Below are 16,926 nucleotides of genomic sequence, written 5' to 3'. Positions count from 1 at the left end.
GCTTTATCTACGTTTCGTTTGTTGGATAACTAATACTGCTTATCTAACTCACGACTTGTAGCTCATCATACATGTTCAAAAATGTATGACAGTGTTATCCCTATTCGGAATAACCCCAGCCTGATAGATCCCGACGATCTTACCAAACTTCGGCAAAGCTTCCTTTTACACACGGTCATCGGTGTCAATCTCGCGTGTGTGACTAATAAGCAATGCAGCCTCTACCCAATCGATATTTCAATCCTCTACTAGCCTATCAGTTATCCACACCATTTTCAAGTCCCTTTTCATTCCTCTATCGCGGGAGGGGCTGGAACTTCGACCGATGGCGGATCCCCACCACCAGTCGTATAGATTTGAGGTACTGTTGATTGAATTAGTCCCATAGCTACCGGAATCTTCTGTGTCACTACACTTTGCTTTGTTGCAAGTGGGACAATGATTTGGACATTTACTGTTAATAATATATTCACTTCAACAACGGCATTGTTAATACCAAATTCACTAATTTTTGTATCTATAGTCGCTTGTACTTGACCAATGACATGAAAACGAATCGGTATTTTAGGCCCTAAGTTCCCTAGTAGTGGAATATTTGCCGCTTGAGCAAGAGGGACAAAAAAGACAATTCCCTCTTCACGTTTCATTGCTTGCGAATCAAATTCTATCTCATCTGTTGGTAATAAAGCTAGATTGCCCGCTTCAGCCTGTTGAAGATGGGACTCGACAAGACCATGTGTCTCCGCTAATACTCTGTTGATGATTTCAGTGTTGAATTTCACCATCCCTTTAGAATCGTTCGGGACGTTTACAATGATATCATTGACATCAAGTACATTGGCAGTCCTGGAATTGATGGCTTTATTGATAACATGGGCCGCGATTTTTTCTGTCTGTACCTCTGCATATTGAATATAAATTGGGGCAAGCCTTGCATTAATAATGTAAATAAAAAGGGCAATTGCGATAAGAATTGCAGGAATAAGAAGGGGTAACAATTTGCGTTTTTTCTTCCTGGATTTTCTAGTAACTTGGCCGTGAAATCTCAAGACGACTCCTCCTACTATACGTTATGCAGGAAGGTAGTCGTTCATTCTTTAATTAGTGTGGTTCCGTACCAACCAAGCACATCCCTGATTAATTCAGGCATATAGTACTCTATTTCTGCATGTTTAAGCGATGGAAAGAAAAAACCGAAAGTAAACATATCCAGTGTTGCAAGTGTATATTTTTGACCTGATACAACCTCCCGATTGCCCGCAAAAAGCTGATCATTTCTATTTTTATAAAGTCTTTCATGAATCATCGCACCCATTAACGAGCCACGGAAACCAAGTCCTTTGATTTCAATTTGCGGCCACTCTTTCGTTAATGACAGCTCATAGACTTCTTTCAATTCTGATCCATCGAGTGTAATGAGACATAAATTGATTGGATGAGGTAGAAGTGAATGTAAATCCTCTTTTGTCACCCACCCCTTTTCGAGACTACCTAGAAATATTCCTGCGTTAAACATGGCACAATCCGCTTGAGAATACGCAATGAGCGCTCTACCAAAGAAAGAGGACAGCGAACTAACATCAAATAGATTTTGAGATAAGTGAGAAGGATTATAAAAAACTTGTTCCTCCATTGCCTGCTTTCCTATTTTGATTAGATCATTTACTTTTTCAATATCTTTTTCATTGCTTTCAATCGAATCTGTCCTGACAAGTGCCGCATCCATTTGTAAAAGTTCTTTAGCATCCGTGTTAAATTTCACAGTTACATGACCAACATACTCACCGTATTTACCTGTTGCAGCCAAAAGTGTATTACCAATCAATTTGCCGTCATGAAATAGATGATGCGTATGCGCGCCTAAAATGACATCGATTTCTGAACATTCTTCTGCAAGCTTTTCATCTTCATGGATTCCCATATGTGATAGACAAACAATTACATCCGTCTCAGCAGCAATGCTTTCAGCAACAAGCTTTAAATTTTGGCGAGGCGCCGTCACTTGCCAGCCGAGCTTCAAATAGAAGGCTTTATATTCTGCAGTAGCTCCTATAACACCAATTCTTGTCCCTTGCTCAGTAACGTAGATTCTATAAGGTAACAACCATTTTGGACGACTACCATCTTCTTCGTATAAATTACTTAGAATGACATGGAACTTGGCATCCTTATAAAGAGTAGATAAAGCCTCTTTCGACATGGTAATTCCTTCGTTGTTGCCGATTGTTACCGCATCATAGCCTGCTTCATTCAACAATCGGATGTTTCCTTGACCTTTCGTCCCTTCCGTAAATGGATGAGAACGATCAACGTGATCTCCGATGTCAAAATGATAACAAGCATCTCCTTCTATTAAATGCTCGCGCTTTTTGTCACAAAGAAGCCTACTAATTTGCGGCCAGCTTTCAAAATGACTGTGGATATCATTTGTATGATAGAAATGAATTGTTTCAACCTTGTGATTCATATGTCACCCCATAAGTCCGTCAATAATCGATCTGATTCCTAGTAAGAGCAGGATAATTCGCAGTGCAACAACAAGCGTTTCCGATTTCATCTTTTGATTTAACCGAGCACCTATTTTAGCCCCGATATAAGCTGCTGGAATGACTGGAATCGTATAAAGCCACGGTACATTGCCAAGAGAAATATGCGTGATTGAATTGACGAGAGCTGATAAAAACACCATGAACATAGATGTACCGACTGCGACATGCGGTGGGAATAAGAAGAGTAGAATCATCGCTGGTACGAGGATTGAACCTCCTCCGATGCCGAAAAGACCCGATGCAAATCCGACGCCAAATGTCAGCAATAATGCAAACCAAACAGGGTACCCATAAATAAAAGTCTGATCTGTATTATCCGTGAAAGTTCTTTTTTTGCCGTGATTGACAAACCAGCTGACCGGTTTCAAATATTTACGTACCAGAAGAAGCGTCGATAATAGAATAAGTAAAATACCAAAATAGAGATTGAATGATGGCAGGTCAAGTCCTTTATTCACAAATGCACCGATAAGTGTCCCGGGAACACTTCCTAAGAAAAAGATGAACCCACTTTTGAAATCAATTGTTTTTGTCTTCATATAGGAAATTGTCGACGCCAAGCCCGTAAAGATCATCATAATAACAGATAGCCCAACGACGGTTTGCGGTGTAATTCCATCGATTAAGCCAAGGTTAATGCCAACGTAAAGTGTTGCTGGCACCAGAATGATACCACCACCTAATCCGACAAGTGCCCCAACAATTCCAGATGCTAGACCGATAACGGCCAATAAAATAAATTCCATCAAAATTCTCCTTCAAAAAAGTCAAGCTGCTTCGGCGTCAGACTTTCGTAGTTGATATTGAGCATTTTTTGAAAATGTTTCGCGTTTTGTGCTGCATGTCCGCCGGAATTATTGTTAAAAATGACGAAAACCTCATTCGTTTCTTGTTTTAATTTTTGAACAGCTGATTGAATCTCCTTCAGCTCAGTGTCATTGTAGTTATACAGATATCTAACTTTACGCCATGCTTTATCATCACCCGTAGTGTTGCGCCACCCTGCTACATTACGGCCGTGCAATCTAACAAGAACCTTATCCGGACGAGTGGTATTTGCTATTAGCGGAATACTCCCCTGCCCTGCTTGCGGTTCATCGCACACCGAGTGAATTACGTTCAGTTTCTTCAAAAAAGACAGAGTTTCTAGTTGAAATTTGGGTGAATACCATGACTGATGCCTAAATTCAACGGCGATATCGAATCCATGCAATTTAGCGCAAACGAAGCGAATTTCCTCAACATTCTCTTTTGTACAGTCAAACCATGGAGGGAATTGGACAAGAATCATCGCGAGTTTGCCTGCTTCTTGAAGTGGTGTAACCGATAGCCGGAAAAGATTGTACATTTCATCCATAGATGCATACGGGAGTTCACCCCGATGATGCCCAGTCATACCCTGGTATGCCTTGACAATGAATCGGAAGTTATCTGGCGTTTCTTTAATCCATTTGCGAATATTACGCTCCGGCTGAATGGCATAAAAAGTAGCATCCAGTTCGACGATTGGAAAGTGTGCACTATAATCAAGTAATTTTTCTTTCTTCGAAGAGGAAGAGTTATATACGTCCGGATGGTCACCCCAACCGGTTAATCCGATTTGGATCATTCCTCTGCCTCCTTTCAAATGAATCGGTACTATCTATATTAACATATTTAGACAACAGATTTGATGAAGTATACCACCTAGTTAATTCTAAATAAGTAGTGCCAAATATCACTTCTGTTGATTAACCATTTATTAGCATGAAATATTGGTGAGTAGGGCTTGGGAAAATCCATTTTCACTGGATCATTTTCGGTTCGCTTTCGGTGAATTATTCATGAAAGATTTACTGAGGGGGGCCTAGTGTAACTAGAAGTGACTCCGTCACTTCTAGTTACACTTTTTTCAGTAATCTTGTTGTGAATAGTTGCCTGTCGCGTTCCTACAATGTTCGAGTGAAAAGTGCAGTTATGTTTGAATGAAACGAATAGTTGACTTTCTATAGTGATTGTAAGTGCCCGAAGATGCAATTTCGGGCACTCTTGCACATTGTACAATGTGCTCCTTGCTTACTTTTAGCAAAGAGTATGCATGTAATCATGTGATACCTTATAGAAAGTGACACTTCTTTACTAAAAAAAGAAAAAACTATATAGAAAGTTTCAGCCGCCAAAATTGCATCTTTGGCGGCTTTTTCTCCAGATAATAAGCCCCGCTATTCTTTCGTCCCAAAAAGCTTTAGCACTTCGTGTATTCATGCATTTGGAGCGCGACGGTTGAAGGACCACCATACGATCACCGAAAAGAGTGTGTAGGGATGTGACTTTGTCGCATCCCTACACATCCAGACATCTCGGTAATCGTATAGAAGTCATTCTATCCAAAGCGTTCCAAAGTCAATTATACACGTAGCGCGTAGTAGGTAATCCTGTTATTCACTGGTTACTTTGGTTAATCAACAGGTGTGGCCAAATATATGTAAAGACGAAAAAACCGACCCTAGTGGCCGGTTTTTTCGATATGATAATTACCCGATTGAACCTTCCATCTCAAACTTGATAAGACGGTTCATTTCTACAGCATATTCCATCGGCAATTCTTTTGTGAATGGTTCGATGAAGCCCATAACGATCATTTCAGTTGCTTCAAGTTCAGGAACTCCGCGGCTCATCAAGTAGAAGAGCTGTTCTTCTGATACTTTAGAAACTTTCGCTTCATGTTCAAGTGAAATGTTATCATTCAGGATTTCGTTATATGGAATCGTGTCAGATGTCGACAAGTCATCCATAATCAGCGTGTCACACTCGATGTTCGCGCGTGCGCCATCTGCTTTACGTCCAAAGTGAACGATTCCGCGATACGTTACTTTACCACCGTGTTGTGAAATTGATTTCGACACGATTGTAGAAGACGTATTTGGTGCAAGGTGATGCATTTTCGCTCCAGCATCCTGATGCTGACCTTTTCCTGCTAGTGCGATAGAAAGTGTCATACCACGTGCGCCTTCGCCTTTAAGAATGATTGCAGGATATTTCATCGTCAATTTAGAGCCGATGTTCCCGTCAATCCATTCCATTGTTGCGTTTGCGTCACAAACTGCACGCTTCGTTACAAGATTGTAAACGTTATTTGCCCAGTTTTGGATTGTTGTATAACGGCAATACGCATCTTTTTTAACAATGATTTCAACGACAGCACTGTGAAGTGAATTCGTTGTATAAACAGGTGCAGTACATCCTTCAACGTAATGGACGCTTGCTCCTTCATCAACAATAATCATAGTACGCTCGAACTGACCCATGTTTTCCGAGTTAATACGGAAATAGGCTTGAAGTGGAGTTTCAACTTTAACGCCCGGTGGTACATAGATGAACGAACCGCCTGACCATACAGCCGAGTTCAATGCAGCGAACTTGTTATCTGAGTTTGGAATGATTGTTCCCCAATACTTTTTGAACAGTTCTTCGTCTTCCTTTAGTGCTGAATCTGTATCTTTAAACACAATTCCAAGGTCGACAAGTTCTTGTTTCATATTATGGTAAACAACTTCAGATTCGTATTGTGCAGAAACACCTGCAAGGTATTTTTGTTCAGCTTCAGGAATACCAAGTTTATCAAACGTACGCTTGATTTCTTCTGGTACTTCATCCCAAGAGCGTTCCGCCCCTTCAGAAGGTTTAACATAGTAAGTAATCTCGTCAAATTTAAGGGAGTTTAGATCTCCACCCCATTGTGGCATTGGCATTTTGTAGAACATTTCCAATGATTTCAGGCGGTAGTCAAGCATCCATTGAGGTTCGTTCTTCATACCTGAAATTTCTTCAACGATTTCCTTTGTCAAACCACGTTCCGAACGGAAAATGGAAACGTCTTTGTCAGCAAACCCATATTTGTAATCGCCGATATCCGGCATTTTTTTAGCCATTACTATTCCTCCGTCCTTTTAGTTACTGTTCGGAGTCATTTCCGACTCCCTTTTCCATCGCCTTCCATGCCAATGTTGCACATTTAATACGGGCAGGAAATTTCGATACTCCCGCAAGTGCTTCAATATCACCTAGGTCGATGGAGTCGTCAACATCTTTGCCCAGCATCATGTCCGAAAAGATAGAGGCCGCTTTTAATGCTTCATCCACTTTTTTACCTTTAACAATCTGCGTCATCATCGACGCAGATGCCATTGAAATTGAACAGCCATCGCCTTCGAATTTTGCATTTTGAACAATGCCATCATCTATTTGTAAAGTCAGATGGATCACATCGCCACATGTCGGATTATTCATATCGACAGTTATGCTACTTTCTTCGATGACGCCTTTATTTCTAGGGTTTTTATAATGGTCCATGATGACCGAACGATATAACTGATCTAATTTGTTAGTAGACATCTGCGAAATACTCCTTTGCGATACGGAGTCCGTCCACGAGGCGGTCAACGTCAGCTTCCGTATTATAAATATAGAAGCTTGCGCGTGCCGTGGATGATACATTGAGCCATTTCATAAGCGGCTGAGCACAGTGGTGACCTGCTCTGACGGCAATACCATGCATATCGAGCACGGTTGCAACGTCATGTGGATGGACATCGTTCAGATTAAAAGTAACAAGTCCGGCACGTTTCTCAGGATCGAGTGGACCGTAAATCTTAAGTCCATCGATTTCCGACATCCGTTCCATTGCATATTTAGCAAGTTCGTGTTCATGCCGTTCAATGTTATCTAGCCCGATTTCTTCAAGAAAGTCGATTGCTGCGCCTAAACCAATTGCACCTGCAATTATCGGCGTACCGCCTTCAAACTTCCAAGGAAGCTCTTTCCATGTCGATTCATACAAACCAACGAAATCAATCATTTCGCCGCCAAACTCGACCGGCTCCATTTTGTTAAGTAAATCTTTTTTACCGTACAGAACACCGATACCGGTAGGACCGCACATCTTATGTCCCGAAAAAGCGAAAAAGTCACAATCTAGTTTCTGTACATCGATTTTCAGATGCGGAGCAGCTTGCGCACCATCGACAACCATAACAGCTCCATGTGCATGTGCAATTTCTGCAATTTCTTTAACTGGATTCATCGTACCAAGTACGTTCGATACGTACATGATGGACACGATTTTAGTCCGGTCTGTAACAACTTCTCGGACTTTTTCAAGTGATAGTGTGCCGTCTTCCTCAAGGTCGACGTACTTCAACACTGCCCCTTTTTCTTTTGCCAGCTGTTGCCATGGAATAATGTTTGAATGATGCTCCATGTATGTGATGACGATTTCATCACCTTCACCGACATTCGCCCGTCCATAACTTTGTGCAACTGTATTTAAAGCCGTTGTCGTACCGCGCATGAATATGATTTCTTCAGTCGACTTCGCATTGATGAAGTTGCGCACTTTCTCGCGCGCTCCTTCATACCCTTCCGTCGCACGATTACCAAGCGTATGCACACCACGGTGGACGTTTGAATTATCAAAGCTATAATAATTGCTTATTGCTTCTATTACTTGGCGCGGCTTTTGAGAAGTCGCAGCACTATCTAGATAAACGAGCGGATGCCCGTTTATCTCTTGGTCCAATATAGGGAAATGTTTGCGGATGTCTGTACTGAGCATTAGCGCACTTTCCTTTCGATAACCTCCGTCAATTGTTTCTTAACGCCTTCAATCGGCAATTTGCTGACTACAGGCGCAAGGAAACCATGAATGACAAGGCGTTCTGCTTCATGTTGAGTAATCCCACGGCTCATCAAGTAAAATAGTTGCAGTGGATCAACACGACCAACAGATGCCGCGTGTCCTGCTGTTACATCATCTTCGTCGATAAGAAGTATTGGATTTGCGTCTCCGCGTGCCCTTTCACTTAACATAAGGACGCGTGACTCTTGGACAGCGTTCGCTCTTGTTGCACCTTTTGCGATTCTTCCGATACCGTTAAAGATACATGTAGATTCTTCTTTAACAACACCGTGTTTCAAGATGAATCCTTCTGTATCCGTTCCCCAGTGAACGATTTCAGTTGTGAAGTTTTGGCGCTGTTTACCGCGTCCAACAACAACTGTCTTCATGTCGCAATGAGATCCGTTACCAACAAGATGCGTGATATTTTCAGAAATCGTATCACTGTCATTCATCAGTCCAAGTGCCCAATCAATTCGGCTATCGCGTCCTGTAACTCCACGACGATTCACATAAGTTGTAAATCCTTTCGCAAGTACATCAACCGCACCGTAAGTAATTTGTGCATTATCACCTGTGAATACTTCAGATACGATATTAGCTAATCCTTTTGCTTCTTCTACAGTCGATAAATAGTTCTCGACATACGTCACTGAACTATTCGCTTCTGCCACAATAAGAACGTGGTTAAAGAGTGAAGCTTGTTCATCATCATGTAAAAACAACACTTGAATTGGCTCTTCTACAACAACATTTTTCGGAACATATACGAAAACGCCGCCGTTTATAAGTGCTGCATGAAGTGCAGTCAGTTTATGCTCGTCTACCTTCACACCGTCTGTCATGAAATATTTTTTCATAAGATCACTATGTTCACGTGATGCTGTGAAAATATCTGTCATGATGACACCTTTAGCTTTCAACTCTTCAGATAAAAACAAGTAAGCTGGTGTGTTGTTGTGCTGTACATAAATACTGTTCTGTTGCTCTTTATCAACAAGTGCACGCGCTTCTTCAGAAAGCTCGTCCAAGGAAGCATACACAGTACTCTCTACCGTATGGGCAGGGAATTCCGTAAAGTTCCATTTGTCAATTTTCGTTTTATCTGGTCTTGGCATTGGAAGCTGTTCCGCTCTCACTAATGCGTCTGCGCGGAAATCCGCCATCCAATCTGCTTCATTCATCTTAGCGGAATAGGAACGGACGTCCTGTTCGGTTAATGCCAACTTTGTTTCAACCGTCATTTTGAATCGTCCTCCTTTCTTAAACTTCCTGCCCGACAGTTTCGTCTTCGATGCCAAGTTCTTCTTTAATCCAGTCATATCCTTGTTCTTCAAGTTTATGTGCTAATTCAGCTCCACCGGATTTAACAACTTTACCTTGCATCATAACGTGAACTTTGTCTGGTGTAATATAGTCAAGAAGACGTTGGTAATGAGTGATGATTAGGCAACCAAAATCTTCGCCACGCATTTCGTTGATGCCTTTTGAAACAACTTTCAATGCATCGATATCAAGACCGGAGTCAATTTCATCAAGCACTGCAAATTTAGGCTTCAACATTGTAAGCTGAAGAATTTCGTTACGTTTCTTTTCTCCACCTGAGAAACCTTCGTTTAAGTAACGTGTAGCCATGTCTTCGTCCATTTCAAGGAATTCCATTTTGCTGTCGAGTTCACGGATGAATTTCATCAATGAAATTTCGTCGCCTTCTTCACGTTTAGCATTGATTGCAGAACGAAGGAAGTCAGCGTTTGTTACGCCTGTAATTTCGCTTGGATATTGCATGCCAAGGAAGATACCCGCTCTAGCGCGCTCGTCCACTGCCATTTCAAGTACATCTTCACCATCAAGTTTGATTGTGCCAGATGTCACAACATATTTGGGATGCCCCATAATCGCTTGCGCGAGTGTAGATTTACCTGTACCATTTGGACCCATGATTGCATGGATCTCATTTGTATTAATCGTCAAATCGACGCCTTTCAATATTTCCTTGCCTTCAATTTCAACGTGAAGGTCTTTAATTTCTAAAGTAGCCATTCCAATACCTCCAATATATTAAAGATGAACGGATATCCATTCTCAATTTAGTATCATTCTAATCTTAACGTAATAAGCATTGCCTTGCAAATCATTGAGAATCGTTTCATTTGAAAGGAATGCCCTTAATTCAAGACTTGTATGCATACATTCTTCTAGACTTCGCTCATTTTCAATTATCCAGTTTTAATGAGAAACCACACAATTCAAAAAACCGGCACGTAATGTACCGGTTCAAACTCGAATTATTAGTATTGATCTGGCTCTAAATTTGTTTTAGTATCGTCACTATCCGTGAATCTGTCAACGATAATAGCGAGTGCGCCATCACCTGTGACGTTCGTTGCTGTTCCGAAGCTGTCTTGTGCCATATAAAGTGCAATCATAAGTGCAACCATCGTCTGATCAAAACCTAGCATCGAAACGAGTAGTCCAGTTGCCGCTACTACTGCACCTCCTGGGACTCCAGGAGCTGCAATCATTGCAACACCTAGCATGAAGATGAATGGAAGATAATCACTGAATTCAACTGGCATTCCATTCATAAGCATGACACCGATTGAACATGATACAAGTGTGATTGTACTTCCCGATAGGTGAATTGTCGCGAAAAGTGGAATCGTGAAATCAGTCACCTTGTCCGACGCACCTGTTTTACGTGCTTGACTTAACGTAACCGGGATAGTCGCTGCAGACGATTGTGTCCCTAGTGCAGTGAAATAGGCAGGTGCCATCGTTTTCATCAAGAAAAACGGATTGCGTTTTGAAAGAGAACCAGCAATCGTATATTGAATCGTTAGCATGATGAAATGAAGAACGATAATCATAACGAATACCAGCGCAAACACGGAAAGAACCTTCGCAACTTCACCGGTATATGTCATATTTAGAAAAATCCCGAAAATATGGAATGGTAACAGCGGAATGATAACGAATGCAATCACCTTTTCTATTAGAACATTCAATTCCTCGAATACAGAGAGCATTGCCTTACTACCAATGGATGCCATACCTATACCTAGTACGAATGCGAGAAGGAGCGCTGACATAACACCCATAATCGGTGTCATTTCAAGTTCAAAAAAGGATTCCGCGGCAGCTCGACCTGCTTTTTCTACCTTGCCGTCTCCAAGACTTCCGATAAATCCTGGCAATAATGCTGTTGCCGAAAAATATGCAATAATACCAGCTACAATTGTAGATATATATGCAAATGCTGTTGCCAATCCAAGGAGCTTACCAGATCCCTTGCCAAGCTTAGCGATTCCGGGCGTGATGAACGCAATAATGATTAGAGGCACTATAAAGTTCAGGAAACCTCCAAAAATCATATTAAATGTTGCGGCAAGACTGACAAACCAGTCCGTAAAGGCTGCTCCGATTGTCGGTATCTTCGGTAGAAGTACACCGAGTACAATTGCTAATCCAATGGCAATAACGATACGCCATATTAGACCAATTTTGAACTTCAAAACCATATCCCCCTATGATAAATATATGTATTTAAGAGACAACAATACCATAATATTTTTGCTATTGGAACATCTATTTGTGATTAACATCTATTGGAAAAAAGAAAACTCCACCGAGTTCAAAATCTTCGGCGGAGTTTTCTTCATACTTATTTTACCGGAACGACTGTGCCATCCCATTCTTTTAAAATAAAGTCTTGAATTTCTTTTGACTTCAATACTTCAATCAAAGCTTTGATCGAATCTTTATCTTCATCACCTTTTCTTACAGCGATGATATTTACATAAGGTGAATCCGCGTCTTCGATAGCAATAGAATCTTTAATCGGATTTAAACCCGCATCGATTGCAAAGTTCGAGTTGATCAGCAATGCATCGCCTTCATCATTTGAGTAAAGCTGCGGCATTAATCCCGGCTCATAGTTTGCGTCAAATTTGATGTTTTTAGGGTTTTCAACGATATCTTTCAGTTCAGCAGCTGTTTTATCTATACTTTCGTCAAGTTTGATAAGCCCTTTTGATTCAAGCATCGCAAGCACTCGTCCGTGATCAGAAATAGAGCTACTCATTAAAATCGTCGCACCATCTGGAAGTTCATCAAGTGATTTATACTTTTTCGAATAAACGCCGATTGGCTCAATATGAATGCCGCCTGCATTTACAAAGTCATATCCCGCATCTTCAATTTGTAATTCGAGATAAGGAATATGCTGAAAGTAGTTTGCATCGAGTTCGCTGGATTCAAGATCTTTATTCGGCAACACATAGTCTTGATATGTTTCGATTTGAAGGTCATAACCTTTTTCCTTCAACAATGGTTTTGCTTGTTCTAGAATGATCGAATGCGGTGTATTGGAAGCTCCGACAACAATCTTAGTTGTTTCTTTTTCGCCTACATTATTGCTGCCGCTAGTGTTTTTTGTTCCGCAAGCTGCAAGCGCGAGTATCAGTACTGCTAATAAAACACCTGTTAGAAATTTCTTCATTTCATAATCTCCCTTTTTTCTAAGATGACAATCTAGGTGATGGGTAAAGATAGTTGTCCACTTTCATCATCAAATCACTTCACAGGAATGACGTCGCCGCCCCACTCTTCGAGAATGAAGTCTTGGATTTCTTTCGATTTCAACACGTCAACCAAAATCTTAATTGCTTCAGTATTTTCATCGCCTTCTCTTACTGTGATGATGTTTGCATATGGCGACTCTGTCTCTTCAATCGCGATAGAATCGTCAAGTGGATTCAAACCTGCATCGATTGCATAGTTTGCGTTGATAACTACTGCATCGCCTTCATCATTTTTATACAATTGTGGTAAAAGTGATGGTTCGTAATTCGCATCAAATTCCAGATTTTTAGGGTTGTCAACAATGTCTTTCACTTCAGCTGTTACTTTATCTACTCCGTCAGCCAATTTGATTAACCCAGCCGACTCTAACAAAGATAGGACACGGCCATGTTCAGCTACTGAGTTACTAAAAATAATAACTGCACCGTCTGGAAGTTCATCAATTGATTTATATTTCGTCGAGTAAACAGCCATCGGTTCGATATGGATAGCTCCTGCATTCGCAAACTTATAACCGTGGTCAATTACTTGTTGATCTAAATAAGGAATGTGCTGGAAGAAGTTCGCATCCAATTCGCCTGATTCTAGATCTTTATTTGGCAAAATATAGTCTTGGTATGTTTCAATGACAAGTTCAATTCCTTTTTCTTTCAATATCGGTGCTGCCTTTTCTAAAATGATTGCGTGCGGTGTGTTAGATGCACCAATGACAATTTCCGTTTCTTCAACAGTTTCTTTGTCAGCTTTGTCTTCCCCACTTGTACTTTTATCATCGCTGTCATTTTTCGCTCCGCAAGCTACCAATGCCAATACAAGTACTGCTAATACTATTCCCCCTAAAAGCTTTTTCATGATTTTTTCTCCCCTTTTTCTATGTTTTATATAATTTACAGGCTAGGCCTGATATTACTGTACTAACTATTATCTCTTGTCGAATTTCCTCACCGCAAAATCCCCGATGAATTGAATGATGAAAACGATAATTAAAATAAGGATTGTTGCAGCAAGTGTAACGTCTTCCCGGCTACGCTGGAATCCATCTAAGTATGCAAGAGTCCCAAGTCCACCTGCTCCGATAATCCCAGCCATAGCAGTGTACCCGACGAGTGCAATCGCTGTTACAGTAATTCCTGAAATAAGTGCAGGCATCGATTCCGGTATAAGAACTTTAAAAATAATCGTTCTCGTTTTCGCTCCCATTGACTTCGAAGCTTCAATTACACCTTTATCAATTTCCTGTAATGCAATCAACACCATTCTTGCATAAAACGGAGCCGCTCCAATAATAAGTGCCGGCATCGCTGCATCCGGTCCGCGGATTGTACCAAGAAGAAATTTCGTAAACGGAATAAGTAAAATGATTAATATGATAAACGGAATGGATCTAAAAATATTGACGAATGCTCCTGATATAATATTGACCAACTTATTCGACCAAAGTTGACCGGGACTAGATAGGAAGAGTAAAATTCCAAGTCCTAACCCAATAACTAAAGTGAACAATGTAGAAACCGCAGTCATATAGAGTGTTTCCACTGTTGCTTCCCACATTTTAGTCCAGTCGACATTCGGAAAAAGGTTTTCAATCATTACCGATCACCTCCGTCTGAACATCATTTTCATTGAGGTATTGAATTGCTTCCTCAATGATTGAGGAATCTCCAAGCAACTGAAGTATCAGTGTGCCGTATGCCCCGCCATGTGTATGGGATATGTTTCCCTGCACGATATTCACATCGACAGTGAATTTCCGAATAAGACTTGCGAGGACAGGTTGTTCTGTCCGCTCCCCTACAAATACAAGCTTGATAAGCGTGCCGGCAGGAAATTCTTCCTTAATATGCGCCATTGCCTGCTTCGCCTCCACGGGTTCCGTCACTTGAGAGACAAACCGCTTTGTGATCGGTTCCTTCGGTGATTGGAACACATCCAGGACATCTCCCAACTCAACAACTTTCCCTGCCTCCATAACTGCAACTCTGTGGCAAATTTTCCGGATAACGTGCATTTCATGTGTGATAAGCACAATTGTCAGTCCAAGTCGTTCATTAATTCCTGTTAGAAGGTCTAGTATTGAATCCGTTGTTTCTGGATCAAGGGCTGAAGTCGCTTCGTCACAAAGAAGGACTTCAGGGTCGTTTGCAAGCGCACGAGCAATCCCTACGCGCTGTTTCTGACCTCCAGACAATTCGGATGGATATGCATTTTCGCGACCAGCCAAACCAACTAATTCAATCAGTTCCGCCACTTTCTTATCACGCTCGGCTTTTCGTACACCCGCGATTTCAAGAGGGAAAGCGATATTCTCCTTCACTGTTCTAGACCACAGTAAGTTAAAGTGTTGGAAAATCATACTCACTTTTTGTCGTGCTTCCCTTAGCTCTTTCCCTTTAATTGCTGATATTTCTAGACTTCCTATTTTAACGCTACCTGACGTTGGCATTTCAAGACCGTTCAGTAGTCGAATCAACGTACTTTTTCCTGCCCCACTATAGCCGATGACTCCAAAAATCTCACCGTCAGTAATTTCAAGCGATACATTTTCGACTGCTGAAATACTGCCTGGCCCTTCACCGTATCGTTTATTTATATCCGTTAAATAAATCATTTTTTTCACCTCAGAAAAATTGTTTTGTTACTAATTTGGTCTAGCTTCAGGCGCCACCCCCTCGGGTCACAAGGCAGTTCGCTGTGGTGGCTTAGGTACGCCCCCTTCGCAATCTGACTTGTGCCTGTCGGGGCTGAGCGGCGCCTTCCGCTTTTCAATACAAAAAAGCCTTCCTGCAGACGGGCAGAAAGGCTTGACGTTATCGAAAATAAACGTTGTCCAATCTCTCATCTTTCAAAGCGTATGCTTTGTGTGACTTGGCACCATTTCACTTACGTGACGGTTGCCGGGCTTCGCAGGGCACTATCCCTCCACCTCTCTTAATAAGAGTGACCTATTCAATTGAATGTTAAGACGAAGTATATCAAAGTTCCATATCTATTGTCAATCTATTTCTTCAAGTAGATACGGTACTGATTGAAATGCATAAATTTTATGGGTTAAAACGCCATCCTTTTGTATAAGAAGGCAAGGAACGCTTTCGATTTCATAGTCAATTGCAATATTTTGTACGTAATTCAAATCTGCTTTCCCGATTGGTATTCCCGGTCTCATGACGGTAATAACTTCCATCATTTTAGATGCGACTGCACAAGTTCCACACATTGGTGTATATAAATAAAACGCTGCCACTGAAGACTCTTTCAAAGCCATCTCCCATTGTTCGCGTGTCCAAGTTTCCATTAATTCTACATCCTTTAAATTAGAAATTCCGGTCTGATTTTAAAATCCGCACCTTGTAGTATTGTAGCCAACACTTTGTATGGGGTCGTCTCCACTTCCCGATAAACCTTTTCTGTGTACAAATGGATTGCTGCCGGGAACTCTCTTTTGAATAAAACACGGGTCTTTTCTCCATCTTCATCCGCATCAACGAAGACAAATAGTTCATGTTCTTCGTAAGGTGCAAGCAATTCTTCAAGCCGATAAGGACTTACTGTGCCGTTCGTACAAATAATTTCGACAGGCTCAACAAGTATTCGTGCCAAACGTTTCTTATCCGAACCGCCCTCGACGATAATTACTCTTTCATCCGACACAAGAAGCCCCTCCTTCGCTCTTTTTTATATAAAGATGCAAAAAACGCCGAAAAAGTACCGGCGCCTTGTCTTAGTTATTCTCCGACAGTCATTTTTTCATACGCTTCAGCTGACATAAGTTCATCCAGTTCAGAAACATTTGAAGGTTCAACAACGATCATCCATGCATTTTCATACGGTGATTCATTGACAAATTCAGGGCTGTCTTCAAGTCCTTCATTCACTTCAATTACTTTTCCGCTGATTGGTGCATAAAGTTCTGATACTGTCTTAACAGATTCAACGCTTCCGAAAGGCTCGTCCGCTTTGATGTCATCTCCGACAGATGGAAGTTCAACGAATACGATATCGCCTAGTTCAGATTGTGCAAAGTGAGTAATACCGATGCGGTAGTTACCACCTTCGTCTTTTACCCATTCATGCTCTTCAGAATAACGCAGATCTTTTGGTGTGCTCATTCCGTATCCCTCCAAATAAATAGTTTCATTC

At 41.3% G+C, this 16,926-nt stretch carries 17 protein-coding genes and 2 riboswitches; all 17 genes read right to left on the bottom strand.

The genetic code is table 11. From position 1 onward, the window contains the following. Positions 1-50: 50 nt before the first annotated feature. Positions 51-232, bottom strand: a riboswitch (Lysine riboswitch). 55 nt (positions 233-287) lie between these two features. Continuing rightward, complete coding sequence (gene yunB, locus ACP8HG_RS21875) at positions 288-1,049, bottom strand: sporulation protein YunB (RefSeq protein WP_067206351.1); 762 nt, start codon at positions 1,047-1,049, stop codon at positions 288-290. Positions 1,050-1,090: 41 nt separating this feature from the next. After that, entirely contained in the window at positions 1,091-2,467 is a 1,377-nt protein-coding gene (locus ACP8HG_RS21870) for a bifunctional metallophosphatase/5'-nucleotidase (protein ID WP_438297993.1), read from the bottom strand. A gap of 3 nt (positions 2,468-2,470) precedes the next feature. Continuing rightward, entirely contained in the window at positions 2,471-3,295 is an 825-nt protein-coding gene (locus tag ACP8HG_RS21865; protein WP_067206346.1) for a sulfite exporter TauE/SafE family protein, read from the bottom strand. Beyond that, complete coding sequence (locus ACP8HG_RS21860; protein ID WP_438297992.1) at positions 3,295-4,158, bottom strand: DUF72 domain-containing protein; 864 nt, start codon at positions 4,156-4,158, stop codon at positions 3,295-3,297. The genes ACP8HG_RS21865 and ACP8HG_RS21860 overlap by 1 nt, the downstream gene beginning before the upstream one ends. 904 nt (positions 4,159-5,062) lie before the next feature. Continuing rightward, positions 5,063-6,460, bottom strand: coding sequence for a Fe-S cluster assembly protein SufB (gene sufB, locus ACP8HG_RS21855; RefSeq protein WP_067206342.1), 1,398 nt, complete (start codon positions 6,458-6,460; stop codon positions 5,063-5,065). A gap of 22 nt (positions 6,461-6,482) precedes the next feature. Further along, positions 6,483-6,923 carry a Fe-S cluster assembly sulfur transfer protein SufU gene (gene sufU / locus ACP8HG_RS21850; protein WP_067206339.1) on the bottom strand — a complete coding sequence of 147 codons (441 nt, stop codon included), beginning with the start codon at positions 6,921-6,923 and terminating at the stop codon, positions 6,483-6,485. Further along, a complete protein-coding gene (locus ACP8HG_RS21845) occupies positions 6,913-8,142 on the bottom strand; it encodes a cysteine desulfurase (protein WP_067206336.1) in 1,230 nt (409 codons plus the stop codon). The genes sufU and ACP8HG_RS21845 overlap by 11 nt, the downstream gene beginning before the upstream one ends. Next, complete coding sequence (gene sufD / locus ACP8HG_RS21840) at positions 8,142-9,449, bottom strand: Fe-S cluster assembly protein SufD (RefSeq protein WP_067206333.1); 1,308 nt, start codon at positions 9,447-9,449, stop codon at positions 8,142-8,144. Before sufD ends, ACP8HG_RS21845 begins: the two co-directional genes overlap by 1 nt. Before the next feature lie 19 nt (positions 9,450-9,468). Continuing rightward, a complete protein-coding gene (sufC, locus tag ACP8HG_RS21835) occupies positions 9,469-10,248 on the bottom strand; it encodes a Fe-S cluster assembly ATPase SufC (RefSeq protein ID WP_067206330.1) in 780 nt (259 codons plus the stop codon). Between the two features lie 248 nt (positions 10,249-10,496). Continuing rightward, positions 10,497-11,720, bottom strand: a complete 1,224-nt coding sequence (locus tag ACP8HG_RS21830; protein ID WP_399631077.1) for a dicarboxylate/amino acid:cation symporter — start codon at positions 11,718-11,720, stop codon at positions 10,497-10,499. A 149-nt stretch (positions 11,721-11,869) separates the two neighbouring features. Continuing rightward, on the bottom strand, positions 11,870-12,706 hold the full coding sequence (locus ACP8HG_RS21825; protein ID WP_067206326.1) for a MetQ/NlpA family ABC transporter substrate-binding protein: 837 nt from the start codon (positions 12,704-12,706) through the stop codon (positions 11,870-11,872). Positions 12,707-12,780: 74 nt separating this feature from the next. Beyond that, complete coding sequence (locus ACP8HG_RS21820) at positions 12,781-13,641, bottom strand: MetQ/NlpA family ABC transporter substrate-binding protein (protein WP_067206323.1); 861 nt, start codon at positions 13,639-13,641, stop codon at positions 12,781-12,783. A gap of 69 nt (positions 13,642-13,710) precedes the next feature. Continuing rightward, the gene (locus ACP8HG_RS21815; RefSeq protein ID WP_067206320.1) at positions 13,711-14,379 is read right to left on the bottom strand and encodes a methionine ABC transporter permease; all 669 of its coding nucleotides are present in this window, start codon (positions 14,377-14,379) and stop codon (positions 13,711-13,713) included. After that, complete coding sequence (locus tag ACP8HG_RS21810) at positions 14,372-15,397, bottom strand: methionine ABC transporter ATP-binding protein (protein WP_067206317.1); 1,026 nt, start codon at positions 15,395-15,397, stop codon at positions 14,372-14,374. The genes ACP8HG_RS21815 and ACP8HG_RS21810 overlap by 8 nt, the downstream gene beginning before the upstream one ends. Before the next feature lie 224 nt (positions 15,398-15,621). Then, positions 15,622-15,727, bottom strand: a riboswitch (SAM riboswitch). A gap of 54 nt (positions 15,728-15,781) precedes the next feature. Beyond that, on the bottom strand, positions 15,782-16,081 hold the full coding sequence (locus ACP8HG_RS21805) for a thioredoxin family protein (protein ID WP_067206314.1): 300 nt from the start codon (positions 16,079-16,081) through the stop codon (positions 15,782-15,784). Between the two features lie 14 nt (positions 16,082-16,095). Continuing rightward, positions 16,096-16,437, bottom strand: a complete 342-nt coding sequence (locus ACP8HG_RS21800) for a toprim domain-containing protein (RefSeq protein WP_067206312.1) — start codon at positions 16,435-16,437, stop codon at positions 16,096-16,098. A gap of 74 nt (positions 16,438-16,511) precedes the next feature. Further along, on the bottom strand, positions 16,512-16,895 hold the full coding sequence (gene gcvH / locus ACP8HG_RS21795) for a glycine cleavage system protein GcvH (protein WP_067206310.1): 384 nt from the start codon (positions 16,893-16,895) through the stop codon (positions 16,512-16,514). Positions 16,896-16,926: the final 31 nt, after the last annotated feature.

The organism is Sporosarcina sp. FA15 (genome assembly GCF_051550195.1).
Taxonomy (GTDB): Bacteria; Bacillota; Bacilli; order Bacillales_A; family Planococcaceae; genus Sporosarcina; species Sporosarcina psychrophila.
Note: the sequence above shows the minus strand (reverse complement) of the source record. Positions and strands in the feature narration are given on the sequence as shown.